This is a genomic window from Arthrobacter sp. zg-Y769 (assembly GCF_020907405.1).
In the GTDB taxonomy this organism is placed as follows: Bacteria; Actinomycetota; Actinomycetes; order Actinomycetales; family Micrococcaceae; genus Arthrobacter_B.
This window is the reverse complement of the sequence record NZ_JAJJOE010000006.1, coordinates 23,472-47,962: the sequence shown is the minus strand read 5'-3', so window position 1 is coordinate 47,962 and position 24,491 is coordinate 23,472. Positions and strand designations below refer to the sequence as shown.

Here is a 24,491-nt window from a genome sequence, read left to right as displayed (position 1 = left end):
AACTCCCGTACCCCACCCCCGGGGGGAGTTCCGGCCGGGGGGTGGGGGGTGCCCCCCCCCCCCCTCCCGTGCTTTGGCAGGGTGCTTAGCAGTGAGAGACTGTTGCAGAAGATCACTAACATCAGGCGGATCCTGTGAAACGCCGGCTCTCCTTGTCCTTGAGAAAGGCCCCACCTTGCCAGGTATGAATCTCACGCGGTCCGAAGCCCGTGAACGCGCAGAACTCCTTGACGTGGAGTCCTATGACATCAACCTTGACCTGACCCGGGGAGAGAAGGTGTTCGGCAGCACGACTGTCGTCCGGTTCTCCGCCCGCCCCGGCACGTCGACCTTCATTGACGCGGTCACCGACACGGTGCACCGGATCACGCTGAACGGCGTGTCCCTCGATCCGGCGGAGGTGTCCGACGGCGTCCGCATCTCCCTGCCCAACCTGGCCGAGTCCAATGAACTGGTGGTGGATGCGGACGCCCGCTACATGAACACCGGCGAAGGCCTGCACCGCTTCGTGGACCCAGTGGACAACGAGGTCTACCTTTATTCGCAGTTTGAGGTTCCGGATTCCCGCCGGATGTTCGCCGTCTTCGAGCAGCCGGACCTGAAGGCCACCTTCCGCTTTACCGTCACCGCGCCGTCGTACTGGGACGTCATCTCCAACTCCCCCACCCCGGAGCCCGTCGCCGCCGGGGACCTGACCGACTCCAGCCCCCGCTCCACCTGGTCCTTCGAACCGACGCCGCGGATTTCCTCCTACATCACCGCGCTGATCGCCGGCCCGTACCAGTCCGTCCGCAGCGAACTGACCAGCTCCGACGGGCGTACCATCCCGCTGGGCGTTTTTGCCCGCCGGTCCCTGATGCAGTTCATGGACGCGGAGAATATCTTTGAACTGACCCGCCAGGGCTTTGCCTTCTACGAAGAGCAGTTCGGCACCCCGTACCCGTTTGCGAAGTATGACCAGCTGTTCGTGCCCGAGTTCAACGCGGGGGCCATGGAAAACGCCGGTGCGGTGACCTTCCTCGAGAGCTACGTTTTCCGCTCCCGGGTCACGGACGCCACCGTGGAACGCCGTGCCGTGACGATCCTGCATGAGCTGGCACACATGTGGTTCGGCGACCTGGTCACTATGCGCTGGTGGAATGACCTGTGGCTGAACGAGTCCTTTGCCGAGTTCATGTCCACCCTCGCCGCCGCCGAGGCCACCGAGTTCCGGCAGGCGTGGACCACCTTCGCCTCGCTGGAAAAGGCCTGGGCCTACCGCCAGGACCAGCTGCCCACCACGCACCCCATCGTCGCCGAAATCCGCGACCTGGAAGACGTCCAGGTGAACTTCGACGGCATTACCTACGCCAAGGGCGCTTCCGTGCTGAAGCAGCTGGTGGCCTGGGTCGGGCAGGACAAGTTCATGGCCGGTGTGCGGGAGTACTTCGGCAAGCACGCCTGGCGGAACACGGAACTGTCGGACCTGCTGTCCGAGCTGGAAACTGCCAGCGGCCGGGACCTGTCGGAGTGGTCCGCCAAGTGGCTGGAAACCGCCGGCGTGAACACGCTGCGGCCCGAGTTCGACACGGACGAAGACGGCACCATTACCTCCTTCGCCGTGCTGCAGAGCGCTATTGAGGACTACCCCACGCTGCGCCCGCACCGCCTGGCCATCGGCTTCTACAACCCGGACGAGGCGGGCAGGCTGCAGCGCACGCACCGGGTGGAGCTCGACGTCGACGGCGAACGCACCGAGGTACCCGAACTCACCGGCCAGCCGCGCCCGGCCCTGCTGCTGCTCAACGACGACGACCTTGCCTACGCGAAGATCCGTCTGGACGCTGCCTCGCAGCACACCGCCACCCGAAGCCTGCGCAGCATTGCGGACTCACTGCCCCGGACCCTCGTTTGGGCCTCCGCTTGGGACGCCGCCCGGGATGCGGAGATTCCCGCCCGCAACTATGTGGAACTGGTTTTGCAGAACATCGCGTCCGAGTCCGACTCCACCGTGGTCCAGGTACTGCTGCGCCAGCTGGCTACCACCCTGACGTTCTATGTCAGCCCCCGGGACCGGGAGCCCATGACGGTTGCCGCTGCCGAAAGCCTCTGGGAGCTGGCCTCCGCGGCGGAACCGGGCTCGGATTCCCAGCTGCAGTTCGTAAAGGCCTTCGCAGCCCACGCCTCGTCCGACGAGCAGCTGGACGCGCTGGCGGGCCTGTTCACCGGCGACCAGTCCCTTGAGGGGCTGGCCATTGACGCGGACCTGCGCTGGGAACTGCTCACCGGCCTGGTCGCGGGCGGCCGGCTCGGAGCAGAGGACATCGACGCCGAACTCGAGCGCGATGCCACCGCCACCGGTGCCCTGGCCGGCGCCATGGCACGTGCTGCCCTCCCCACGGCCGAGGCCAAGGCAGCTGCCTGGGAAGCCATCGTGGAGCGTTCGGATATGCCCAACGCTGCCCAGCGTTCGGCCATCGCCGGATTCATGCGCGTTCATGACACCGCGCTGCTGGAGCCGTATGCGCAGAAGTACTTCGACACCATCCGCGACGTATGGGCCAGCCGCACCCATGAGATCGCCCAGCAGATTGCGGTGGGCCTCTACCCGTCCCGGCTGACCCGCCGGGACACGGTGGACACCACTGATGCCTTCCTGTCCGAGCTGGGCGGGGACTTCCCCTCGCTGCGCCGGCTGATCCTGGAAAACCGCGACGGCGTGGTTCGCGCCCTGAAGGCCCAGGAAGCCGACCGGTAGCACCTTACCGCCGCGGTTTCCCTTCCACCGGGGAGCGGAGACGGTAGCTTGGAGAGCGTGAATCTCTCCGAACACCGTTACACGCTCGATCTGGAATGGACGGGAAACCGCGGCCAGGGCACTGCGTCCTACCGCGGCTACGGCCGCGACCACATCATCCGGGCGGCCGGGCTGCCCGACCTCCCCGGGACCGCCGATCCCACCTTCCACGGCGACCGGGACCGCTGGAACCCCGAACAGCTGCTGCTTGCCGCACTGTCGCAGTGCCACATGCTTTCCTACCTGCACGTGGCCGTCCGGAACGGCATCCGGGTGCTTGCCTACCAGGACTCCCCCGAGGGGCTGCTGCGGCTCAACCGTGACGGCAGCGGTGAATTCACCTCCGCGGTGCTGCGTCCCAAAGTGAGAATCGACGAGGCCGGCGGGCCCGCCGCCGTCGACCTCGCAGCCGGGCCGATGCATGCCGAGGCCAACCGGCTGTGCTTCATCGCCCGGAGCGTGAACTTCCCGGTGGAGCACCAACCGGTGACGCTGGCCGGGTCCTAAATGCTGGCCGGGTCCTAAATGCGGTCCCGGCACCCCCGGCACGGGTAGCCTTAACCGCAGACCCCTGTCCGGCAATACAAAGGATGAACAGCAGCCCGTGCTCTCCGCTTCCGAAATTGACCTCTCTTCAGTGACCATCAATGATTTTGACTTTTCCGGCCTGGTCGAGGCCGCCTTTATCGTCCTGGCCGCGACCGGCGTCTGGTTCGTTGCACGTTTCCTGATCAACCGGCTGGTGGCGCGTGCCCAGAAGGGCTACTCGCTGCTGCACTCCTCCAAGATCAAGTGGCCGCAGCCGGTGATGCGCAACCTGGATAAGAAACGCCGCGCCCAGCGGGCCGACACCATCGGCGCCCTGCTGCGCAGCGCCGTCAACGTTTCCATCTGGACCGTTGCGATCATCATGGTGCTGGACGCCGTCGGCATCAATATCGCCCCGCTGCTGGCCAGCGTCGGCATTGTCGGCATCGCCCTCGGCTTCGGTGCCCGGGAACTTATCCGCGACGCCCTGGCCGGATTCTTCATCACCATTGAGGACCAATACGGAATCGGCGACGTCATCGAAGTCGGCGACACCGCCGGAACGGTGCAGTCCGTGGGTATCCGGATCACGCGGATCATCGATGACCGCGGCGTCATCTGGTACATCCGCAACGGCGAAATCGCCAAGATCGGCAACCGGTCCCAGGGCACGTACCTGGGCGAAGCTCCGGCGGAAACGGCAAAGGCCGACGCGCTCAAAGACGGGATGGCTGCCAATGACTGAACCGGCACCTGTTCCGGAGGCGCCGCCGAGCGCGGCGTCCCTGCCGCTGCGTCCGGCGCAACAGCCCACGCAGCAGCCCCGGGCCTTCCAGCAGCCGCAGTACACGGACAACTTTTACGAGGCCGTGGGCGGGCATCCGACCTTCGTGAAGCTCGTGGACGTGTTCTACGAAGGCGTGGCGGATGATCCTCTGATGCGCCCGATGTATCCCGAAGAGGACCTGGGCCCGGCCAAGGAACGCCTGCTGCTGTTCCTCGAGCAGTACTGGGGCGGACCCAAGACCTACGGCGAGCAGCGCGGGCACCCCCGGCTGCGGATGCGGCACATGCCCTTCATCGTCACTCCCGCGGCCCGGGACGCGTGGCTGCGGCACATGCGCGCCGCCGTCGACTCCCTCGACCTCTCTCCTCTGCACGAGGGGACCCTCTGGGATTATCTGGAACGCGCCGCCCACTCCATGGTCAACTCGGCCTGAGCCACCGCCGGGGGCTGCGCCAGCAGAAGGGGGCTGCGCCTACAGAACCGCCGGTGACCTGGTCAGGACGTGCCCGCGGGACGTGCTCAGCCGCAGCCAGCGCCCGTTGCTGAACAGGGCGGCGTCCTTTTCGGGTCCCTCCGCCGGCAGGAAACCCAGGGAAAGCGCCGCGAAGGCAGCACCCGCGGGCACCGGAACCTCGGTTCCCCCCATCGGCTGCGCCCAGACCCGCGTGCGGGCGCTGTGGACGACGGCGGCTCCCGGGCTCTGGGGCAGCATCGCAGCGACCTCTCGGATCCCTCGGTGCGCCGTCTGCTCCAGGAGCTGCACCGGAACCCGGCCGGCGGGCTGCCAGCCGGTACGCGGTGCCAGGATGCCGGCCCAGGTCTCCCGGACCGTCATCGGCGGTACGGGCAGCACCGTGTCTGCGGTTCCCATCCGGGCCAGCCGGTCCCCCACTGCCGACAACTGGACCGTGGTGTCCACCTCGGCCGGCGCCGCCAGGGGCATGGTCCGCAGTCCCAGTACGGTCGGGGTGTCTTCCCCGAGAATCCTCGGCCTCAGGATGCAGACGTAGGCAGCCAGGACACTGCCCACCGCCTGCAGGCGCACCGCGCCGTCGTCGGCCGTTCGCGCGCGGGCAATGAAGTTGCGCAGATCGGCAGTGACCTGCGGATCCGCCAGCCGCAGCTCGGTGTCCATCTACTTGCCCTGTCCGGCAGCTGCGGCGGCCCGGAACGGAACGGGTTCGCCCATCCACTCCTGGAGTACCAGCCGCTGTTCGTCCGTCAGCGGAGTCGGCTTGCCGGTGGCGGCCTCTACCTGCACCATTGCCGCTTCTGCGTGGGCATACACGGTCTCCCCGTCTTCATCCGCGAGCCGGAAACCGTAGGAGAGGGAGCTGGAACCGATCCGGGTGACCCAGACGTCCACCCAGACCGGATCCTTCCGGTGAAGCAGCGGCTCCCGGTACTCGATTTCCTGCCGGGCCACATAGGTCGCCGTGCGCCCACCGGTCAGGTCGCGGAAGCTGCCCGGCCCGCCTGCCCCTGCCGGAAGCGGCAGCAGGCCCAGCTGGACCCGCGCTTCCTCCAGGAACTGAACAAACTTAACGTTGTTGATGTGGCCGTTGGGATCTTGGTCGCCGAACCGAAGCTGGACGGGAAAACGATGCACAGACATGCCCTCCATCTTCCCAGAGAGTGAGCTTTGCCCTAAAACGGCGCCGCCCGGCCGCCGGACTTGTTACTGGCCGGTACGTTTAAGATAAGAGTGTTCCGCGGTCCCCGCCTCCGGCGGCACCGCCCTTCCTGCTAGGAGATAGTCCCAGATGTCCATTGATGAATCCTTCGATCCGACAGCGTCCCTGCTGGAACTGCTGAACCTAAGCTGGGCCGACGGCGCGAAGACCGATGAGGACATTTTCGTTGGGGGCTCCCAGCCGGAGCCACGCAAGCGGGTGTTCGGCGGGCAGGTGCTGGGCCAGTCCCTCGTCGCCGCTTCCCGGACCGTTCCCGAAGACCGGGTGATGCATTCCATGCACGGGTATTTCCTGCGCCCGGGCGACACCGAGGTGCCCATTACCTTCGGCGTGGAACGGCTGCGGGACGGCCGCTCCTTCTCCGCCCGGCGCAGCCACGCCTACCAGAACGGCAAACCGATCCTGTCCATGATTGCGTCCTTCCAGGTCCCGGATTCGGGGCTGGACCACCAGGAGGAGATGCCCGCGGGCATTCCCGAACCGGAGGACCTGCCGACCACTGCCGAACTGCTGAAGGACTTCGACCACCCGGTGGCCGAGGCCTGGTCCCACCGGCGCCCCCTGGATATCCGCCACGTAATGGACCCGGTGTATGTCCGCGCCGGACGGGAAAAGACACCGCACAACGCGGTCTGGATGAAAACCTTCAAGCCCATGCCCGACGGCGAGAACCTCCACCGCGCGGCCCTCGCGTATGCGAGCGACTACACGCTGCTGGAACCGGTGCTGCGGGGGCACGGACTTTCCTGGACCACGCCGGGCATGAGCATCGCCAGCCTGGACCACGCCATGTGGTGGCACCGCCCGGTCCGGGTGGATGACTGGCTGCTCTATGTGCAGGAATCCCCCAGCGCCTCCGCCGCGCGGGGACTGTCCACCGGACGGATCTTCAACCGCAGCGGGGAACTGGTTGCCACCGTCGCCCAGGAGGGCATGGTCCGCGTACCGCAGTAACGGACCCGCACGCCTGACCAAAAAGAGCTCCGCCTCCCATTCGGGGAAGCGGAGCTCTTTTCGTTGATTCAGTTATTCAGCAGTCGCCCTTAGTCACGCGTCAGGCGGCGGTGCGTCACCCGGTGCGGCTTGGCTGCGTCCGGGCCGAGGCGTTCGATCTTGTTCTGCTCGTAGGACTCGAAGTTGCCCTCGAACCAGTACCAGTTCGCCGGGTTTTCCTCGGTGCCTTCGAAGGCCAGGATGTGGGTGGCCACCCGGTCGAGGAACCAACGGTCGTGGGAGACCACCACGGCGCAGCCGGGGAATTCCAGCAGGGCGTTTTCCAGGCTGGACAGGGTCTCCACATCCAGGTCGTTAGTGGGCTCATCAAGCAGGAGCAGGTTGCCGCCCTGCTTCAGGGTCATGGCCAGGTTCAGGCGGTTGCGCTCACCGCCGGAGAGCACACCGGCCTTCTTCTGCTGGTCCGGGCCCTTGAAACCGAATGCGGAGACGTAGGCACGGGACGGCATTTCGACCTGGCCGACCTGGATCCAGTCGTGCCCCTCGGACACGACCTCCCACAGGCTCTTCTCCGGGTCGATGCCGCCGCGGGACTGGTCCACGTAGGAGATCTTTACGGAATCACCGATCTTCAGCTCGCCGCCGTCGAGCTCTTCCAACCCGACGATGGTCTTGAACAGCGTGGACTTACCCACGCCGTTGGGGCCGATGACGCCGACAATGCCGTTGCGCGGCAGGGAGAAGGACAGTCCGTCGATCAGCTGCCGGTCGCCGAAGCCCTTCTGCAGGCCCTTGGCCTCCAGCACCAGGGAACCCAGGCGCGGGCCCGGCGGGATCTGGATTTCTTCGAAGTCCAGTTTGCGGGTGCGGTCCGCTTCGGCTGCCATTTCCTCGTAGCGGGCCAGGCGGGCCTTGGATTTCGTCTGGCGTCCCTTGGCATTGGAACGGACCCAGTCCAGCTCGTCAGTGAGGCGCTTGGCCAGCTTCTGGTCCTTTTTGCCCTGGACTTCCAGGCGCGCGCGCTTCTTTTCCAGGTACGTGGAGTAGTTGCCCTCGTACGGGTACAGGTGTCCGCGGTCCACTTCGGCGATCCACTGGGCCACGTGGTCCAGGAAGTACCGGTCGTGGGTCACGGCCAGGACGGCGCCGTGGTAGGCGGAGAGGTGCTGCTCAAGCCAGAGCACGCTCTCGGCATCCAGGTGGTTGGTGGGCTCATCGAGAAGCAGCAGGTCCGGCTTCTGCAGCAGCAGCTTGCACAGGGCCACGCGGCGGCGCTCACCGCCGGAGAGGAGGGTGACGTCGGATTCGGGCGGCGGGCAGCGCAGGGCGTCCATGGCCTGTTCGAGCTGGGAATCAATGTCCCAGGCATCGGCGGCGTCGATGGCTTCCTGCAGCTTGCCCATTTCCTCGAGCAGGCTGTCGAAGTCCGCGTCCGGCTGCGACATCTCTTCTGAAATTTCGTTGAACCGCTGGATCTTGCCGTAGATCTCGCCGACGCCCTCCTGGACGTTGCCGAGTACGGTCTTTTCCTCATTCAGCGGCGGTTCCTGGAGCAGGATGCCCACGGTGTAGCCGGCGCTGAGCCGGGCCTCGCCGTTTGAGGGGGTGTCCAGTCCGGCCATGATCTTGAGGATGGTGGACTTACCCGCACCGTTGGGACCCACCACGCCGATCTTGGCACCGGGGTAGAAGGACATGCTTACGTCGTCGAGGATAACTTTGTCGCCAACGGCCTTGCGGGCCTTGGTCATCGTGTAGATAAATTCCGCCATAGCTACAAGGCTAGTGTGTCAGCGCCGATATATACCATTTTCCGGCTTTCGGCCCCGGCAGCTACTCCTACGCGGAGGCTTGGGATACCGGGTTCACGTGGTCCGGCTCCCTGCAGATTGTCCCCGCCAGGTGTCCGGATCCCTGCGGTATGTCCGGGTTCCTGCAGTTTGTCCGGGTTCCTGCACCGCGCGGCGCAGGAACTGTCACAAACCGCTGGGATCGCGACAAACCGAAGGGCTTTCAGTTCCAGCCCCGTTCCCGACCCTTTCGTCCCGCTCAGTTGCCGACGAAGCATCCCCCGCCGGACAGCACCGGCAACACCGTGACGTAGGCCGACCCGTCCCGGACCTCCCCGAAAATGCAGTCCCCGTCCTTCACGGACGCAGCCTGGATCGAGTCAACCTCCAGTCCGGTGGGCGTGCGGTCGGCCGATACCTCCACGGATCCTGCCGGGAAGCCGGCAGCGGCAAACGCCGCCGCCACGGCTTCCCCGTCCGGCAGCGAATCCGAATCGGCCAGCTTCCCCAGCTCGGATTCCAGTGCATCGATGACGGCGGCATGGGCGGCGGGAGCATCCCCCGGGGCTGACTCCGCTGCACCGGGTTCCCCCGGGGCTGACTCCGCTGCACCGGGTTCCGCCGGCGCTGACTCCGCTGCACCGGGTTCCGCCGGCGCGGATTCCGTGCTGCGATCCCCCGATGATCCGCAGCCGGAAAGCCCGACGGCGAGCGCCAGGAACACCGCCGCCATGGCAGCGGCGGGCGGAGTCTGTCGGGCTCTGCGGCGGGGGCTCATGCGGCGATTGTGCCATGGGCCATACCCCCGGGACAAAAGGGTCACCGGATGAATCAGGGGCACGGTCAAAAGGGTGCGGCCGCCCCTTCGCGGGCTCCCTGCGTTGTCACTGCCTCCTCGTCCTCCGTCCCGGCGCTGTCGTCCCCGGACGTTTCAAGCAGCTCGCCGGTCAGCGGATCAACCCGGCCCAGGGCCTCCATGAGATCCGGATCGCCGTTGGAGCCGGTCCCGTCGGCGTCGTCCGGCCTAACCCCGGTACGGTCCCCGCCCGCGGATCCGTCGGTACCCGCAGACGTGGTGCGCCGGAAGCTTGCGGTCCCCCACATCAGGTCATGGCCCACCGTGTCCGCGTCAATATCGGCGCTGGTGCCGCTGCGGCCGTCTTCCGTGACCCATTGCCGCAGGCGCAGCCGGCCGGTAACCACTACCCGGTCCCCCTTGTGGATGCTGAACGCGGCGTTGGTGGCCAGCTGCCGAAACAAACTGACGGCGTACCAATTTGTCTGCCCGTCCAGCCAGCCGCCGGTGTCCCGGTCATAACGGCGCTCGGTGGTGCACATCCGGAAGCTGGCCACTGCGAGTCCGTTGTCAGTGGTGTTCCGGCGGAGGTCGGTGGCTACGTAGCCCCGGAGCGTAATGGTGTCACTCATGGTTTCCTGCCTTCGGCTCGGTACCGCGGTGCCTGCACCTTTGACACTGCGCAGAGTCAGCAAAGTCAAAGGTGCAGTGTCAAACCGCACGGGTTCCGGCTGGTCCGCCGGTCAGGCAAGCATCCACCGGCCTGCATCCCCGAGGCCGCGCCACCGGGGATTCTGTGGATCAGTCCGGACCCGAAACGCCGCTGCCGGCCCTGTGGAGGAAGGCCTGTGAAGCTCCCGGCCGGAGGTAGGCGCCATGCGCCGCCTGGACCTGCCCTGAGACAGTCCTTTTGAGTGCCCCCGGCGCGACTCGAACGCGCAACCTACGGATTAGAAGGCCGTTGCTCTATCCATTGAGCTACGGGGGCAACCACACGATGATACTACGGACGGCACGGGCAGCCGTTCCGCGGCACCCCGCCGCTACGGGCCGCCGTCTCCCGGCAAACGCCTGCCGCAGCCGTCCCGGGCCTCCCGGATCTTTTTGGAAAATACCGCCGGTCTGCATCCAAGACAGACATCCCGGAAGTAATAGGGGTGTAAGTCACAAACCCGTACCCGGAAGGTGCGGCAGATCAAGGAGCTCAGACCATGCGCAAGACCGCTACCGCTCTCGCGACCCTCGGACTGGGTGCCGCCGCAGCCTTCTCGGCTGTACCGGCATCCGCCGCTGATTCCGACACGGCAAAACTGTCGGTACTGCACGGCGTTCCGGACACTCCGGTGGACGTCTACGTCAACGGCACGCTTACCCTGGATGACTTCATGCCCGGCGAGCTTGCCGGACCGCTGGACCTGCCCGGCGGCAACTATCAGTTGGCAATCACTGCCGCCGACGCCGTCGACGCCTCCGCCCCGATCATCGGCCCGGTCTCCGCGGACCTGGCAGCAGGCGGCAACTACACTGCAACCGCCAACCTGGATGCCTCGGGCACGCCGACGGCGAACCTGTTCACCAATGACACGGCCCCCGTCGAGGCTGGAAAGTCCCGCCTGACCGTCCGCCATGTGGCAGCCGCACCTGCCGTTGACGTCCTGGCAGGCGGTACGCCCGTAATCGAGGGCCTCACCAACCCCAACGAGAAGGCGCTGACCGTGGATGCCGGAACGGTCTCCGCTTCTGTGGCTGCAGCCGGTACCACCACGCCGGTGATCGGCCCGGCGGACCTTGCCCTGGCCGAGGGGACGAACACGATTGTCTACGCGTGGGGTTCGCTCGAAGCAGGGAACCTGGCCCTCGCCACTCAGACCATTGAGGGGCTGCACTCCGCGCCGCACGCGGTTCCGGGCGCATTGGAGCAGGTTGCCGGGTCCGGGGACGACTCGGCCCTGACGGCGGCTGCCGCCACCGGCGGCGTCGCGCTGCTCGCCCTGGGTGCCGTCCTGCTGCGCCGCCGGTCCACGGTCAGCGACAGCTAAGCAGCACCCACCCGATCCCCCCGGTGCTGCGGCGCTCCCGACACCCCTTTCCGCGCCGCAGCACCGGGGCCACCCTTTCCCGGAGGTTCCATCCATGCCCGTTGTTCCCCTGCGACGGTTCGCGGCAGCGGCCTGCCTCTCCGCCGCCGTCCTTGCCGGCACGTCAGCCTGCAGCGGTGCGCCCGAGGCCGTTTCCCCGTCCGAGTCCGTTTCGGCGGTACCCTCACCGACGTCGACCGCGGCCCCCGCGGCGCCCGCCACCGGGATCCCGGTTCGGCCGGCAGCACCGACGCCGCCCGAAACCGTTCCCGAACCCGTGCGCGTCAGTGTGGAGGGGACCGGCATCGAACTGGAGGTGGTCCCGGTGGGCCAGGAAGCCGACGGCGCCATGACCCTGCCGGACAACCATTACCAGGCCGGCTGGTACCGCTACGGGCCTGCACCCGGATCTTCCCGCGGAGCGGCGGTGCTCGCGGCCCACGTGGACTCCCGCACCGAGGCACTTCCCATCGCGGGGCTGGACGAGGTGCCTGCAGGCACCCCCGTGACCGTGACGCGCAGCGACGGAAGCGTCCTGCGCTACGCCACGGAGAACGTGCAGAACATCCCCAAGGCCGCACTCGACGACTTTAATCTTTTCGACCGCGACGGTGCGCCGCGGCTGCAACTGGTAACCTGCGGCGGTAAATGGCTGGAAACCGCAGGTGACTATGAGGACAACGTTGTGCTCACCGCCGTACCCGTACCATAGTGGCTACCCCAGAGAGCTGCCGGATACCGGATGCAGCCCCGCACGGCAGGAGAGCGCCACTGATGCCCACGGGCGCCCCAGATCACGACGCCGCGATGGACCATGCCTTCGCGGCGGGGGACGAAGCGGCGCTGGCGGAGGCGTACCGCCGCTTCTCGCCCCTGATCCGTGCCCTGGCGCTGCGCAGGCTGCTCGATCAGGGCGCGGCCGACGACGCCGTGCAGGAAGTATTCATCCGGGCCTGGAAATACCGCGGCAGCTACGCCCCTGAACGTTCCACCCTCGCCGCCTGGCTGGTCGGGATTGGCCGCAATGTGGCGGCCGGCATGGCCACCTCCCGGGTCCGCTCCTCGGAAACCCTGATGGAAAGTCCGGAGCCGGGCAGGAACCCGGGTCCGCCTGCCGGTCCGGATCCTGACGGCGTAGCGGACCGCGTGGTGCTCGACGCCGAGCTGGCCCGGCTCGGCGAGCCGCAGGGTTCCATCCTCCGCCTGGCCTTCCATGAAGACCTGACACATCAACAGATATCGGAAACACTGAAGCTGCCGTTGGGTACCGTAAAGAGCCACATCCGAAGAAGCCTTGTCCAACTCCGCCAGCGATTGGAGGTCAGCGATGCAGCATCTGCCACCTGAGACGCTGGCCCTGTGCGCCCTGGGCGAGGCCGAACCCGGCGACACTGCCCATCTCGCGGACTGCGCCGAATGCGCCGCCGAGGTCACCGCGCTCCGGCGCGTCGTAACGGCCGGACGGAACGCCGGCGAATCTGAGGGACTCCCCCGGCCGCCGTCGTCGGTCTGGGACTCAATCCACGCCCGGCTCGGGCTCAGCGATGCGGTACGCGCCGATCCCTTTGACGCAGTTGATACGCCCCCGGCAGCGGTGGATGCCCCGTCCCCGGCACAGCGGGTCTCCCCCGCGGGGTCATCCCCGGTGCCGCTGGAGGACGCCCGGAAGCGGCGTGCACGGCGCCGGCTCCCGCAGGTCCTCGGCGCAGCCGCAGCGGCCGTGGTGCTGGCTGCCGCCGGTGTCTGGGGCATTTCCCGGATCCTGGCCGACCGCAGCGAGGTCATTGCGGCGGTGGAGCTGGCCCCCCTGCCTGCCTACTCGGACACCGGCCGCGCCGAGGTGGACCAGCGCTCCGACGGCGGACGCGAGCTGGTAGTGACGGCGAGCGGATCCGGGGCCCGGGGCTTCCGCGAGGTCTGGCTGATCGCCCCGGACGTGCAGCGCATGGTCAGCCTCGGCACGATGGAGGGCACGGAAGGCCGGTTCACCATCCCGGCTAACCTTGACCTCGATGAGTACCCAATTGTTGATATCTCGGACGAGCCGTTTGACGGCAACCCCACCCATTCGGGGGATTCGATCCTGCGCGGAGTCCTCGACCCGTAAGGCCACCCGTTGCTGCCGGCGCCCGGGACCGGCCGGCCGTGGCTGAGCCGCTGGCTGTGGCCGCCGAGTGGTGGTCCCGGGTCCTGGCCGGCTTCGACCGCGTTCCGGCGGTGGAACCCGATCCGGGGGTGCTGCTGATGATTGCCGCCGTCGCCGCCCTGCTCAGCATCCCCCGGGGAACGTGGCGGTGGTTCGGGTTGTTCGTGACGTTCGTCCATGAACTCGGCCATGCGTTCGCGGCATTGATGACCGGGCAGGTGCTCAAGGGCATTCGCCTGCGCTTTGACCACTCCGGTGACATGCGGTCCCTGGGCCGGGGTGGTTTCCCCGCAGCCTGGGCCGGATTCTGGGGATACCCGGTGCCGGCAGTGGTGGGTGCCGTGCTGGTGCTGGCGGCGCTGGGCGGCTGGGCCGGTGCGGCACTGTCGCTTAGCGCGCTGGTGCTGCTGGCTGCGCTGCTGTTCATCCGAAACGGCCAGGGGTTCGTGATTGCTTTCGGCTGTGCAGGAGTTTCGGTGCTGCTGGTCTGGTTCGCTGCCCCGCCCGTTGCAGGCTACGTGGCGATGTGCACGGGCATTGCGCTCCTGGTGGGCGCTGTCCGGGACTGGTTCAACGTGCTGAGCGTCCACACACGCCGGCGCCGGAACCTGGAAAGCTCCGACGCCTACATCCTCTCCCGGCGTACCGGGGTTCCCGCTGCGCTGTGGCTGGCGGGATTTGCCCTTGTGATCGCCGCTTCGCTGGCGGCTGCGGTGTTCGCCGCGCTGGGCAGCTGGTTCCGCCCGGGGGCCTAGCTCTGGGGAGCGGGGAAGGTCACCCGCAGTTCGAGCCGATGCTGGCCGTCCTCTTCCTGGGTGTAGATGGCCTTGCCGGAGATGCCGGCGAGGTCGTCGGTGCCGGAGCCGGGAATAATGTGCCCGGAGCTAGCCGTCGCCGTTCCCTCGGCCAGCCCCCAGTGCTGGATAACCATGGTTCCGGAACGGCCCGCTATGGTCCCGGCGAAGACCTCGGAACCGACATAGCCCGCCCCCACGGAATTACCGGCCATAATCAGGTCCGCGACGGAAGTTCCGGTGATGTCGCCCTCGTAGATCTTCACCGCCCGAACCGTGGAGAGTTCGCTGTTGGTTCCCTCCACCTGGTACGGGGTGGGTTCCCACTCCGAAACGTCGAAATCCGCCACAATCACTTCTTCAGTTAGGTCGGTCATTACTCCAGTATCCCGTGTCCGGCGGCGGATTGCATGCCGGGTGCCGCGCTTGGGTAGCCTTATCGCTGTGCACGGACGCGGCACGGCAACGGATTTACCTAAGGAGCACCACCCTCGCATGACCCGGAAATTGGCCTTCCAGCACCATCGGTTACTCCGTCCCGCCACCCTCTGGACGGTATTTGCCGTGGTCCATCTGGGCTTCCTTGCCGCCCTCGCGACCCGTATCCTCGGCGGCGATGTCCTTAGCGACGTGGGCTTCTACCGGCTCTGGGCGTTCTCGGGAATCGAGAACGGCTACTGGGTCGGGATTGACGGCGGCTGGGTCTATCCCATTGCTGCGCTGGTACCGATGGTCCTGGCAGCGGTCTTTGGCTACGGTGCCTACCAGTTCACGTGGTTCCTGCTCTTTACCGCCCTGAATGCGGGCGGCGTCGCGGTCCTCGCACGGCGTGCCGGGACCCGGGGCATCGCGGCCGCCTACTGGTGGCTGGCCGTCACGGCACTGCTCGGCCCGGTTGCCGTGGGACGCGTGGACGGACTCACCGCACCCCTGGTGATTATGGGCCTGCTCTTCCTTGCCACCCGTCCCGTCCTGGCATCGGCCCTGCTGTCGCTGGCCACCTGGATCAAGGTCTGGCCCGCCGCCGTCATCCTCGCGGTGCTCGTAGCGTGGAAGAAACGCCTCACCCTGCTGGCCACCGGTGCCGTTGTCTCGGCGGTCATTGCCGCCGCCGTGGCACTGTCCGGCGGCCTTGCCCACCTGCTGAGCTTCATCGGTGAACAGGGCGCCCGCGGTATGCAGATGGAAGCGCCGTTCACCACGCCGGGGCTCTGGCAGGCGATCCTCGGATCCTCAGACGCGTACATTTTCGAAGACAAGGTCATCAACACCCGCGAAGTCCGCGGAGCCCTGGGCGAGCCCGTGGCCGCGCTGATGACGCCGCTGCTGGCGCTGGCCGCCCTCGCCGTCGTCGGACTGCTGATCTGGGCGCTGCGCCGCGGAGCCGATTCCCGTGCCCTGCTGATCTCCGGCTCGCTGGCACTGGTGAGCGCGTTCATTGTGTTCAACAAGGTGGGATCGCCGCAGTTCATGCTCTGGCTGGGCGCCGTGGTCGCCGTCGGACTGGCCTGGGAAGGCACGGCCTGGAAGGTCCCCGGGATACTTATGCCTGTGATTGCGGCGCTGACGACGCTGGTCTATCCGATGTTCTACTCCGCGCTGTACAACGACCTGAACATTGCCGTGGCCCTGCTCCTGACCGCCCGCAACATCCTGCTGCTGGTGCTCTTCGGCTGGTCGCTGGCCCGGGTCATCCGTCTGACCCGGGCCGGCGGCGGCAGGCTCAGCGCATCCGCAGTTCGCCCGGAGCAGGCTCCGTAAGCTTCTTGCGGAACAGGACCTTGGTCTTGGGATCCAGGAAAATCAGGTAGAGGGCAAAGGCCAGCGCAATGACGGCGGCGATCTGGCGGGCCGCGCTGAGGCTGAGCTCGAAGTAGGGCCAGATATCCAGCTGGTCGCTGATGGCATAGACCATAAAGAACGAAACGAACAGGTACAGCGTTTTCGCCTGCCAGTCATCCCGCAGGCCCGTGACCGCGAACAGCGGGATGAGCCACACGACGTACCAGGACTGGATCATCGGTGCCAGCATCACGATGGCGGCGAAGGCCAGCGCCAGCCGGCGGATCATGCGGCTGTACTGTCCAACGAACATCTGCCACAGCACAATGGCCACGGAGGCCACGCGTCCGATGGTGTGCACTATGTCGGCCAGGGTCCAGCCCGGCAGCCCCAGGGCATTGCCCAGCGTTGCCACCAGCATGCCGGCGAAGCCCACCGGCGCGTACCAGATCCAGACGCTGCCGGGGGTGCTCAGGGCGCCCACCCAGCCGAAACCGAATCCGTTGATCAGCCCCATGATCCACAGCAGGCCCAGGGAAATACCCGCCGTCATGAACCAGTAGCCGAACTTCCGCCGCCACGACGCGTTCTTTCCGGCCCACAGCAGGCCGATAAACGGAAGGAAAATGACGGTGATCGGCTTGATCCCGATGGACAGGGTCACGAGGAGGATGCCGGCCAGGGCCCGGTTGGTCGCGGCCAGGTACAGCCCGGCCAGCGCGAGGCCGATCATCAGGGCATCGTTGTGGACGGCGGCAATGAAATTGACCAGGAACAACGGGTTGGCTGCGGTCAGCCAGAGCGCGCGGTTCGGGTTGATGCCGTGCAGCTCGGCCAGCTTCGGCACGTAGTAAACGCAGAGCGCGACGCCGATCAGTGCTATCAGCCGGAACAACAGGATCGAGAACTCAGGCTGCCCGCCGGTAATCCGGACCACGAGTTCTTCGATCCAGAGGAAGACCGGCCCGTACGGGGTGGGGCTTTGTGCCCAAAGATCATCCGCGCCGAGCTGCAGGTAGTTGGAGATCTGGGAGTAGCCGTCCTTGTACGGGTTCAACCCGCTGACCATAACCAGTCCCTGGGCGATGTAGGCGAAGACATCGCGGCTGAACAGCGGCAGGGCAAAGCACATGGGTGCCGACCAGGCGATCACGGCACGCAGGACCACCGGCCGGGACTCCGGACCCCAGCAGCCCTTCATCCGCTGGCCCAGGCGAAGCCAGGACCGCACGAGGAGCATCCCGCCCGTTGCCAGCATCAGGACAGCGGCAACGGCACCGATGGGCTGATCGAAGCGCATCCAGATAATCAGCGGATTGCTCCGGAGATCCGCGGAATCGAGCGACAGCCAGCCCACGCCGAATGATCCGAAGAGGATCAAAAGGGAACCGATGAACCCCTGCAGGATCGCGATGTTGGGGCGGTCGGCTTTCGCTATCTCCGTGCCCGGAGACGAAGGCTCGGTCGCGGGGACCTGGGCGGTCATCTTCGTGGTTCCAATCTCTGGGTGAAAACTTAGTCCTGCGGGCCCGTCGGCAGTCAGGGTCCGGTACCGGTTTCGAATACGGGCACAAGAATGCCCGGGTACCGTAACAGGCTGATATTAGCACCGGCCCCTGCGTCTGCCCGGGCCGCAAGGCGACGCGGCCGCTGTCAATCCTGTGAGCCGGCCCACGGTCGCTTACACTGATGTTTCTGTTGTGACAAACGAGGCAAGGCGGTATTGGCTGTGGGGCGCCACCGGGCAGAACCAATAAAGACAAGCAAACCCGAAGGGAAAGCTGCAACGCGGCCCGCACTGCCGCAGCGGCGCAGCCCGGAGCTTCTGGCGTGGGGCGTCTTCCTTACTGCCGTTGCCGCCGGCGGGATGCTGTGGGTCGAGGTGCCCCACGGCACCTTAGCGGCGTCGTCGGCCCTTCTGTTCCTGGCTTTTGGGCTCAGCTGGTTCTTCGCGCCGCCGCGCACGACGACGGCGGCGACCTCCCCGGTTCCCGCTCCGGCCCCGCCGGCTCCGGCTCCGGCAGCCCCGGCACCCGCTCCTGTCGCCCCCGTCCCGCATACGGCTGCAGACGCAGTTGCTGCCCGCCCGGCCTCCACCCATCCCGGCGCCCGCCCCGCAGCCCGGACCCGAAACGCACCGCACGGACGTCGGGCTGCCGGGGCTCCGGTGGTGACGCCCGCCGAACCGAGCCGCTGGACCCGCACCTTCGGACCGCCCGACACCGGCCAGATCCCCCTGCAGCCCTACCTGTCCGGTGTGCCGGCAAGCTACGCCACTGCTGACAACGATCTTCCGGACCGGCGCCAGCGCAGCCACTCCAGCCTTTAGCCCCGTACCCTTTCCAGGGACCAGGTGGTCGAAAGCGGTACATTGGAGAAGTGCCAATAACAAATGAACGTATGGTCTGGATCGACTGCGAAATGACCGGCCTGGACATCAAGAACGACGCCCTGATCGAAGTGGCCGTCCTCGTCACGGATTCCGAGCTGAACATCCTCGGCGACGGCGTGGACGTGGTCATCAAGCCCGATGACGCCTCACTGGCGCAGATGGGTGACTTTGTGCGCCAGATGCACACCACCTCCAGGCTCCTGGATGAACTGCCCAACGGCATCACCATGGCGGAAGCCGAGGCCGCCGTCGTCGAATACATCACCAAGTGGGTGCCCGAGCCCAAGAAGGCGCAGCTCGCCGGCAACTCCGTGGGGACGGACAAGATGTTCCTGGCCCGCGACATGCCCGAGGTGATCGATTACCTGCACTACCGGATCATCGATGTGTCCACGATCAAGGAGCTGGCCCGCCGCTGGTATCCGAGGGCCTACTTCCAGGCTCCGGCGAAGAGCGGCGGACACCGTGCCCTCGGCGACATCCGTGATTCCATCAATGAGCTGCGCTACTACCGCGAGGCTGTTTTCGTCCCCGCACCCGGGCCGGATTCCGCGACTGCCAAGAAGATTGCGGCAGGGATTTCGAGTTAGCTCCATCACAAAACAGCTGCCCGGCCCCGGACGTGTCAAAAGCACTCCAAAAACCGTGTAAGCTTGATTCCGCTGCCTCAGATAAATGAGTCCGCAAGACCACTCGCCTGGACTTCGCGGATGAACGTTTGAGGCACATGGTGGGTATAGCTCAGTTGGCAGAGCGCCTGGTTGTGGTCCAGGAGGTCGCGGGTTCAACCCCCGTTACTCACCCCAATGAGGCTGGCGGTTCCAGCTTCGAAAGGCCGCCTCGGATTAGTCCGGGGCGGCCTTTTATGTTTGTGTTTCACTGTTAGCGGTGCAGTGCCTGACGCACGGCGCCCGCGGGCAATGGCCCGCACTGAACCCCTTACGCCTATGCGTGGCTTATCAATGAGGAGGCGCCGCCTTGGAGCGCAGACTGTTCGAAGAGGACCATGAGCTGTTCCGGGAAGTCGTCCGGGAATTCGATTCCCGTGAAGTAGCCCCCGGGTACCCGGACTGGGACGCCGCGCACATGATGCCCCGCCGGCTTTGGAAAGCCGCCGGCGAACAGGGCCTGCTCGGTCTGGCCGTCCCCGAAGAGTTCGGCGGTGCCGGCATGCCGGATTACCGCTTCCGCGCCGTGATGGACGAGGAATTTGCCCGCTCCAACCACCTCGCCGTCGGCCTCGCCTTCCATCTGCATGACGACATGGTCCTCCCCCACCTGCTGGCCTACGGCTCCGATGAGCTCAAGGAACACTGGTTGCCCGGCATGGTGTCCGGAGACCTGGTCACCTCGGTGGCCTGGACCGAGCCCGGGGCGGGCAGCGACCTGCGCGGCATCCGCACCAAGGCGGTCCGCACCGACGACGGCGACTGGCGCCTCAGCGGCCAGAAGACCTTCATCGGCAACGGCATCAGCGGCGATGCGTCCCTGGTCCTTGCCCGCACGGACGGCAGCACCGGGCGCGGACAGCGCGATTCCTTCAGCATGTTCATGGTGGAGAAAACCGAGGGCTACAGCACCGGCCGCCAGCTGGACAAGATGGGCCTGAAGGCTTCCGACACCGCTGAACTGTTCTTCGACGATGTGCATGTCCCGGCGGCAAACCTCGTGGGCGAAGTCGGCCGCGGGCTGGAGTACGCCGAGGGACAGCTCCCCCAGGGCCGGCTGGCCATCGCCGTCGCCTCCTCCGCCGTCGCCCGGCAGATCTACGAAGCCACGGTGGAATACACCAGGAACCGCAATGCCTTCGGGGACCGGATCGCCGACTTCCAGAACAGCCGGTTCGCCCTGGCCGACATCCTCACTGAGGTTGAAGTCACCGAATCCTACGTCGATTCCGCCGTCCTCGCCTTCAATGAAGGAAAGCTCGACGCCGTTTCGGCCGCCAAGGCCAAGCTCTGGGCCAGCGAACGCGCCAAGTCCATCACCGACCGCTGCCTGCAGCTGCACGGCGGCTACGGCTACATCCTGGAATACCCGGTTGCCCAGGCCTTCCTGGCGGCCCGCCTGCTGACCATCTTCGGCGGCACCAGCGAAATCATGCGGGAAGTCATCGGGCGCGGCATCGTCCGCTGAGCCCGGCTTCCCGGCACCACGACCACGAGAGAAAGACAGTAATGACCGTTCGTCCCATCGTCATCCACGGAGAACCCGTACTGCACCGCAGGGCGGCCGAGGTGGAAGAGTTCAACGATGAACTGCGCACCCTGGTTGCCGACATGTTCGAAACCATGGACGTCGCCAACGGCGTGGGCCTGGCGGCACCGCAGATCGGCGTCGGCCTGCGCCTGTTTACGTTCGCGTATGAGAACGACGACGACGCCCCCGACCGCGGCGTCGTTATCAACCCGGTCCTGATCACGTCCAAGATCCCGGGCTCCGCTCCCGATCCGGACGAGACCTCCGAAGGCTGCCTCTCCGTACCCGGCGAGAACTTCCCGGTGAACCGGGCCGAATGGGTGAAGATCAGCGGCTTCGACGAGTTCGGGGCGCCCGTGCAGTTCGAGGCGACCGACTGGTTTGCCCGGGTCCTGCAGCACGAGTACGACCACCTCGACGGCAAGCTCTACGTGGACCGGCTTACCGACCGGTGGAGCCGCAAGGCGCGGAAGGTGATGAAGGCGCAGGGCTGGACCGTCCCGGGGCATTCCTGGATGCCGGGTGTGGACCCGGACCCGTTCGGCCACTGAGTTCCTCCGTACCGACCCGCCGTTAACGGGCGAAGGGCCCGCAGGAGATCATCCTGCGGGCCCTTCGCGCGTGAGCCGCGCTGCGCGCTGCTAGCCGGCGATGGCGGCCAGCGACTGTGCCTTGGGGAAGGCCGGCGGGTTGACGTGCGCCATCTCCTCCAATACACGGACCACCTGGCAGCTGTAGCCGAATTCGTTGTCGTACCAGACGTACAGCACGAGGTTCTTCCCGTTGGAAATGGTCGCCAGGCCGTCCACGATCCCGGCCCGCTTGGAGCCCACGAAGTCGCTGGAGACCACCTCGGGTGAGGCGATGTAGTCGATCTGCTTGTGCAGCGGCGAGTTCAACGAGGTTTCGCGCAGGAAGGCGTTCACTTCGTCCCTGGTCGTGGCGCTCTCCAGGTTCAGGTTGAGGATGGCCATCGATACGTCCGGGGTGGGAACGCGGATCGCGTTGCCGCTGAGCCTGCCTTCCAGTTCCGGCAGTGCCTTGGCAACCGCCTTCGCGGCACCGGTTTCCGTGATGACCATGTTCAGCGCGGCCGAACGTCCGCGCCGGTCGCCGTTGTGGAAATTATCGATCAGGTTCTGGTCATTGGTGAAGGAATGCACCGTTTCCACGTGCCCGTTCACAATGCCGTACTTGTCGTTGAGGACCTTGAGCACGGGCGTGATGGCGTTGGTGGTGCAGGATGCGGCAGTGACGATGCGGTCCTCATCAGTGATGGAACCGTGGTTGATCCCGTGCACGATGTTCTTCAGGCTGCCCTTCCCCGGCGCGGTCAGCAGCACCCGGGATACGCCCTTGGCGGCGAGGTGCTGGGACAGGCCCTTCTCATCGCGCCAGCGGCCGGTGTTGTCCACCACCACCGCGTTGCTGATGCCGTAGGAGGTGTAGTCCACGGTGGCCGGATCATTGGAGTAAATGACCTGGATCAGGGTGCCGTTGGCGAGGATCGTGTTTTTTTCCTCGTCCACCGTAATGGTGCCGTTGAAGGCCCCGTGCACCGAATCCCGGCGCAGCAGGCTGGCACGCTTGACGAGATCGTTTTCGGATCCCTTCCGCACCACGATGGCGCGCAGCCGCAGGCCCTGCCCGCCGCCCGCCTTCTCCACGAGGATCCGGGCGAGGAGGCGTCCGATGCGGCCGAAGCCGTAGAGGACGACGTCGGTGCTCGTCCGCTCATCCGCCCCGCGCTTACCGGCGACGTCGGCCAGTTCGGTCCGCAGGAACTCGCTGAGGTCCCCGCCCTGCTCCTTGTACTTGTTGCTCAGCCTGGCCAGGTCCACGGACGCGGCACCCAGTTCCAGTTCAGTCAAGGCCAGGAGCAAGGGGTACGTCTCCGCAACCGGCAGTTCGGTTTCGTCGATCTGGCGGGCGAACCGGTGCGCCTTCAGAATGTCGATAACCGACTTGTTCACGAGTGGACGCCCGTAAACCGAGGTGACCACGCTGTTTTCCCGGTAGAGCCGCCCGATGAGCGGAATCATGGCCTCGGCGAGGGCCTCCCGGTCCATCCAGGCGTCAAGGCAGGTATCCGAATTGGAGCTCACAGAACTTCACATCCTTTTCTCAGCCGGCACTGCGTTGTGCCGGTTGGTGGTAATCCCTACAAGTGTATTAGGACACATCAACCCCACCCGCTCCGGCGCTGAGAGATCTGTCACATTCAGGAGGTGTGCAGGCCGGTCCCGGATGCGTCTGCACCGACCGCTTGCGGACAGGTAAGGCGGCCTGCACGGGGACTGAAGCCCCTTAGCTGTCCGGGAGGTGGGGCGGTCCCAGCACAGGGTCCCACCACGTGGTGCCCGTGTTATCAGTGGGACCACAGGAGTCCCTCACGCCCCATTCGCTGGGATGGCCCGGTTGCCTGCCGGCGCTTCCGTACGCGGGGGTTCCAGGTCCGCAAGCTCCCGGACCCGGCGCAGCGGACCGAAGGCAGCCGCCAACGGGGCCAGCGCGGCCACCAGGATCCCGGTCAGGATGGCCCCGCGGATATCCATCACCTCAACCAGCAGGCCGGCGGCAAAAGCGGCGACGGCGAGCATGCCCCAGGTCACCATCCGCTGGGCGGACCCGAGGCGGCCGAGCATCTGCGGCGGGCACACCCGCTGCCGGAAGGTGGTGGAGACGACAATGTTCAAGGCAATGGAAAAGCCCGCGATGAAAAGGCCGATAAAGCCGGCGGTCATTCCCCACCCCGGCGTAATGAACAGCAGGGTCGCATATCCGGCCACTACCGGAAACATCGAATACCGCCACACCCGACCGGAGCCGAGACGGCCCGTGATCCACTTGGCGGACAAGCCGCCGATGGTTCCGCCCACGGCCGTAGCAGCCGTAAGCAGGCCCAGCATTCCGGGGGACTCCCCGAGGGAGCGGAGAACCAGAAGGACCAGCAGTGACACCACAATATTGCCGCCAAGGTTCCAGAGCGCCCCGGTGATCAGCAGCATCCGCAGGGGGACGGTGCTGAAGGTGTACCGCAGCCCCTCCCCCATTTCCCGCAGAACCCTCCGGTCCTTCGGCCTGTCGGGGCGGGTCTCGGTGATGTCCAGCCGCAGGATCGCCCCCAGGGAGGCAAGGGAGGCCGCCACCTGCAGCAGCAGCGCGTTGGATGCCCCCCAGGCGTCCATCACCCAGCCGCCCACGGCGCGGCCGCCGGCGTCGCCGAGGGCACCGGAGGCCGTCATCAGTCCGTTCCCTTCCGCCAGCTCCTCGCGGTCCACGGCGGCGGGCAGGAGTGCCTGCTCGGCGAGGGCGAAAAACACTGCTGCGAGTCCGGCGCAGAAAGACACAGCAAACAATTGGGCAACCGTAAGGACCCCAAGCCACCAGGCCACGGGCAGGCTCGCGAGCAACAACGTCCGCACAGTAAGCGAAACGACTATCAGGGGCCGGCGCCGGTGGCGGTCCACCAGTACGCCGATGGGCAGGGCGAACAGGAGCCAGGGAAGGAAGGTCATGCCGGAGAGGACGGCAACCGTGGCGTTCGAGGCATCCAGTTCCGTCACAGCGATGACGGGCAGGGCAACGCTGGTGACGGCAGTGCCGAATATTCCGGCGGTTGACGAGAACCACAGTCGGCGAAAATTGGTGTTTCGCAGAACCAATGGCTTCTTTGCCGCCTCGGTTTGGGACATTGCCACAGATTAGCCCAGCACCGGCGAAATATAACCGGGCGCGAACCGAATCCGGGATATTGCGCCAAAGCTGAGCCGGT

At 66.3% G+C, this 24,491-nt stretch carries 24 protein-coding genes and 2 tRNA genes; 16 read left to right on the top strand and 10 right to left on the bottom strand.

Annotation, left to right across the window (positions count from 1 at the left end):
• Positions 1–184: 184 nt before the first annotated feature.
• From pepN to LOC60_RS05420, 4 genes are all read left to right on the top strand, one after another.
• Positions 185–2,737 (top strand): aminopeptidase N, encoded by a 2,553-nt coding sequence (gene pepN / locus LOC60_RS05435; RefSeq protein ID WP_230023217.1) that lies wholly within the window; start codon positions 185–187, stop codon positions 2,735–2,737.
• A gap of 57 nt (positions 2,738–2,794) precedes the next feature.
• Positions 2,795–3,283, top strand: coding sequence for an OsmC family protein (locus tag LOC60_RS05430; RefSeq protein ID WP_230023215.1), 489 nt, complete (start codon positions 2,795–2,797; stop codon positions 3,281–3,283).
• A gap of 97 nt (positions 3,284–3,380) precedes the next feature.
• Positions 3,381–4,049 (top strand): mechanosensitive ion channel family protein, encoded by a 669-nt coding sequence (locus LOC60_RS05425; RefSeq protein ID WP_230023213.1) that lies wholly within the window; start codon positions 3,381–3,383, stop codon positions 4,047–4,049.
• Complete coding sequence (locus tag LOC60_RS05420) at positions 4,042–4,524, top strand: globin (RefSeq protein ID WP_230023210.1); 483 nt, start codon at positions 4,042–4,044, stop codon at positions 4,522–4,524. Before LOC60_RS05425 ends, LOC60_RS05420 begins: the two co-directional genes overlap by 8 nt.
• A gap of 39 nt (positions 4,525–4,563) precedes the next feature.
• On the opposite strand, the gene LOC60_RS05415 is transcribed toward LOC60_RS05420, so the two are convergent.
• Positions 4,564–5,226, bottom strand: coding sequence for a hypothetical protein (locus LOC60_RS05415; protein WP_230023207.1), 663 nt, complete (start codon positions 5,224–5,226; stop codon positions 4,564–4,566).
• Entirely contained in the window at positions 5,227–5,706 is a 480-nt protein-coding gene (locus tag LOC60_RS05410) for an acyl-CoA thioesterase (protein ID WP_230023204.1), read from the bottom strand.
• A gap of 148 nt (positions 5,707–5,854) precedes the next feature.
• On the opposite strand from LOC60_RS05410, the gene LOC60_RS05405 reads away from it, so the two are divergent.
• A complete protein-coding gene (locus tag LOC60_RS05405) occupies positions 5,855–6,739 on the top strand; it encodes an acyl-CoA thioesterase (RefSeq protein ID WP_230023201.1) in 885 nt (294 codons plus the stop codon).
• 89 nt (positions 6,740–6,828) lie between these two features.
• Here LOC60_RS05405 and ettA read toward each other — a convergent pair whose 3' ends face one another.
• From ettA to LOC60_RS05385, 4 genes are all read right to left on the bottom strand, one after another.
• Entirely contained in the window at positions 6,829–8,511 is a 1,683-nt protein-coding gene (gene ettA / locus LOC60_RS05400; protein WP_230023198.1) for an energy-dependent translational throttle protein EttA, read from the bottom strand.
• Positions 8,512–8,788: 277 nt separating this feature from the next.
• Complete coding sequence (locus LOC60_RS05395; RefSeq protein ID WP_230023195.1) at positions 8,789–9,307, bottom strand: DUF6993 domain-containing protein; 519 nt, start codon at positions 9,305–9,307, stop codon at positions 8,789–8,791.
• A gap of 65 nt (positions 9,308–9,372) precedes the next feature.
• Positions 9,373–9,957 (bottom strand): single-stranded DNA-binding protein, encoded by a 585-nt coding sequence (ssb, locus tag LOC60_RS05390; RefSeq protein WP_230023194.1) that lies wholly within the window; start codon positions 9,955–9,957, stop codon positions 9,373–9,375.
• 283 nt (positions 9,958–10,240) lie between these two features.
• Positions 10,241–10,313, bottom strand: a tRNA-Arg gene (locus tag LOC60_RS05385).
• 223 nt (positions 10,314–10,536) lie between these two features.
• On the opposite strand from LOC60_RS05385, the gene LOC60_RS05380 reads away from it, so the two are divergent.
• From LOC60_RS05380 to LOC60_RS05360, 5 genes are all read left to right on the top strand, one after another.
• Positions 10,537–11,364 (top strand): DUF4397 domain-containing protein, encoded by an 828-nt coding sequence (locus LOC60_RS05380; protein ID WP_230023191.1) that lies wholly within the window; start codon positions 10,537–10,539, stop codon positions 11,362–11,364.
• A gap of 94 nt (positions 11,365–11,458) precedes the next feature.
• A complete protein-coding gene (locus tag LOC60_RS05375) occupies positions 11,459–12,115 on the top strand; it encodes a class F sortase (protein WP_230023189.1) in 657 nt (218 codons plus the stop codon).
• A gap of 62 nt (positions 12,116–12,177) precedes the next feature.
• The gene (locus LOC60_RS05370) at positions 12,178–12,750 is read left to right on the top strand and encodes an RNA polymerase sigma factor (protein ID WP_230023186.1); all 573 of its coding nucleotides are present in this window, start codon (positions 12,178–12,180) and stop codon (positions 12,748–12,750) included.
• Positions 12,731–13,510: an anti-sigma factor gene (locus tag LOC60_RS05365; protein WP_230023184.1), complete on the top strand. Its 780-nt coding sequence runs from the start codon at positions 12,731–12,733 to the stop codon at positions 13,508–13,510. Before LOC60_RS05370 ends, LOC60_RS05365 begins: the two co-directional genes overlap by 20 nt.
• A gap of 38 nt (positions 13,511–13,548) precedes the next feature.
• Positions 13,549–14,304, top strand: coding sequence for a M50 family metallopeptidase (locus LOC60_RS05360; protein WP_230023181.1), 756 nt, complete (start codon positions 13,549–13,551; stop codon positions 14,302–14,304).
• Here LOC60_RS05360 and LOC60_RS05355 read toward each other — a convergent pair.
• Positions 14,301–14,720 carry a DUF3224 domain-containing protein gene (locus LOC60_RS05355; RefSeq protein ID WP_230023179.1) on the bottom strand — a complete coding sequence of 140 codons (420 nt, stop codon included), beginning with the start codon at positions 14,718–14,720 and terminating at the stop codon, positions 14,301–14,303. The genes LOC60_RS05360 and LOC60_RS05355 overlap by 4 nt on opposite strands.
• A 118-nt stretch (positions 14,721–14,838) precedes the next feature.
• Here LOC60_RS05355 and LOC60_RS05350 point away from each other — a divergent pair, with 118 nt between their 5' ends.
• Positions 14,839–16,104: a glycosyltransferase family 87 protein gene (locus LOC60_RS05350; RefSeq protein WP_230023177.1), complete on the top strand. Its 1,266-nt coding sequence runs from the start codon at positions 14,839–14,841 to the stop codon at positions 16,102–16,104.
• Here the strand turns inward: LOC60_RS05350 and mptB are convergent.
• Complete coding sequence (mptB, locus tag LOC60_RS05345; RefSeq protein WP_230023174.1) at positions 16,067–17,611, bottom strand: polyprenol phosphomannose-dependent alpha 1,6 mannosyltransferase MptB; 1,545 nt, start codon at positions 17,609–17,611, stop codon at positions 16,067–16,069. The two genes, LOC60_RS05350 and mptB, sit on opposite strands and share 38 nt — an antisense overlap.
• A gap of 243 nt (positions 17,612–17,854) precedes the next feature.
• On the opposite strand from mptB, the gene LOC60_RS05340 reads away from it, so the two are divergent.
• From LOC60_RS05340 to def, 5 genes are all read left to right on the top strand, one after another.
• Positions 17,855–18,454 (top strand): hypothetical protein, encoded by a 600-nt coding sequence (locus tag LOC60_RS05340; protein WP_230023172.1) that lies wholly within the window; start codon positions 17,855–17,857, stop codon positions 18,452–18,454.
• A gap of 50 nt (positions 18,455–18,504) precedes the next feature.
• Positions 18,505–19,107 (top strand): oligoribonuclease, encoded by a 603-nt coding sequence (gene orn, locus LOC60_RS05335; RefSeq protein WP_442860379.1) that lies wholly within the window; start codon positions 18,505–18,507, stop codon positions 19,105–19,107.
• Between the two features lie 140 nt (positions 19,108–19,247).
• Positions 19,248–19,323, top strand: a tRNA-His gene (locus LOC60_RS05330).
• Positions 19,324–19,495: 172 nt separating this feature from the next.
• Complete coding sequence (locus LOC60_RS05325; protein ID WP_230023169.1) at positions 19,496–20,653, top strand: acyl-CoA dehydrogenase family protein; 1,158 nt, start codon at positions 19,496–19,498, stop codon at positions 20,651–20,653.
• A 41-nt stretch (positions 20,654–20,694) separates the two neighbouring features.
• Positions 20,695–21,267 carry a peptide deformylase gene (gene def, locus LOC60_RS05320; RefSeq protein WP_230023167.1) on the top strand — a complete coding sequence of 191 codons (573 nt, stop codon included), beginning with the start codon at positions 20,695–20,697 and terminating at the stop codon, positions 21,265–21,267.
• Positions 21,268–21,357: 90 nt separating this feature from the next.
• Here def and LOC60_RS05315 read toward each other — a convergent pair whose 3' ends face one another.
• Together LOC60_RS05315 and LOC60_RS05310 are read right to left on the bottom strand one after the other, a co-directional pair.
• Positions 21,358–22,821, bottom strand: a complete 1,464-nt coding sequence (locus tag LOC60_RS05315) for a glyceraldehyde-3-phosphate dehydrogenase (protein ID WP_331460781.1) — start codon at positions 22,819–22,821, stop codon at positions 21,358–21,360.
• 285 nt (positions 22,822–23,106) lie between these two features.
• Positions 23,107–24,411 carry an MFS transporter gene (locus tag LOC60_RS05310; RefSeq protein WP_230023163.1) on the bottom strand — a complete coding sequence of 435 codons (1,305 nt, stop codon included), beginning with the start codon at positions 24,409–24,411 and terminating at the stop codon, positions 23,107–23,109.
• Between the last annotated feature and the right edge of the window lie 80 nt (positions 24,412–24,491).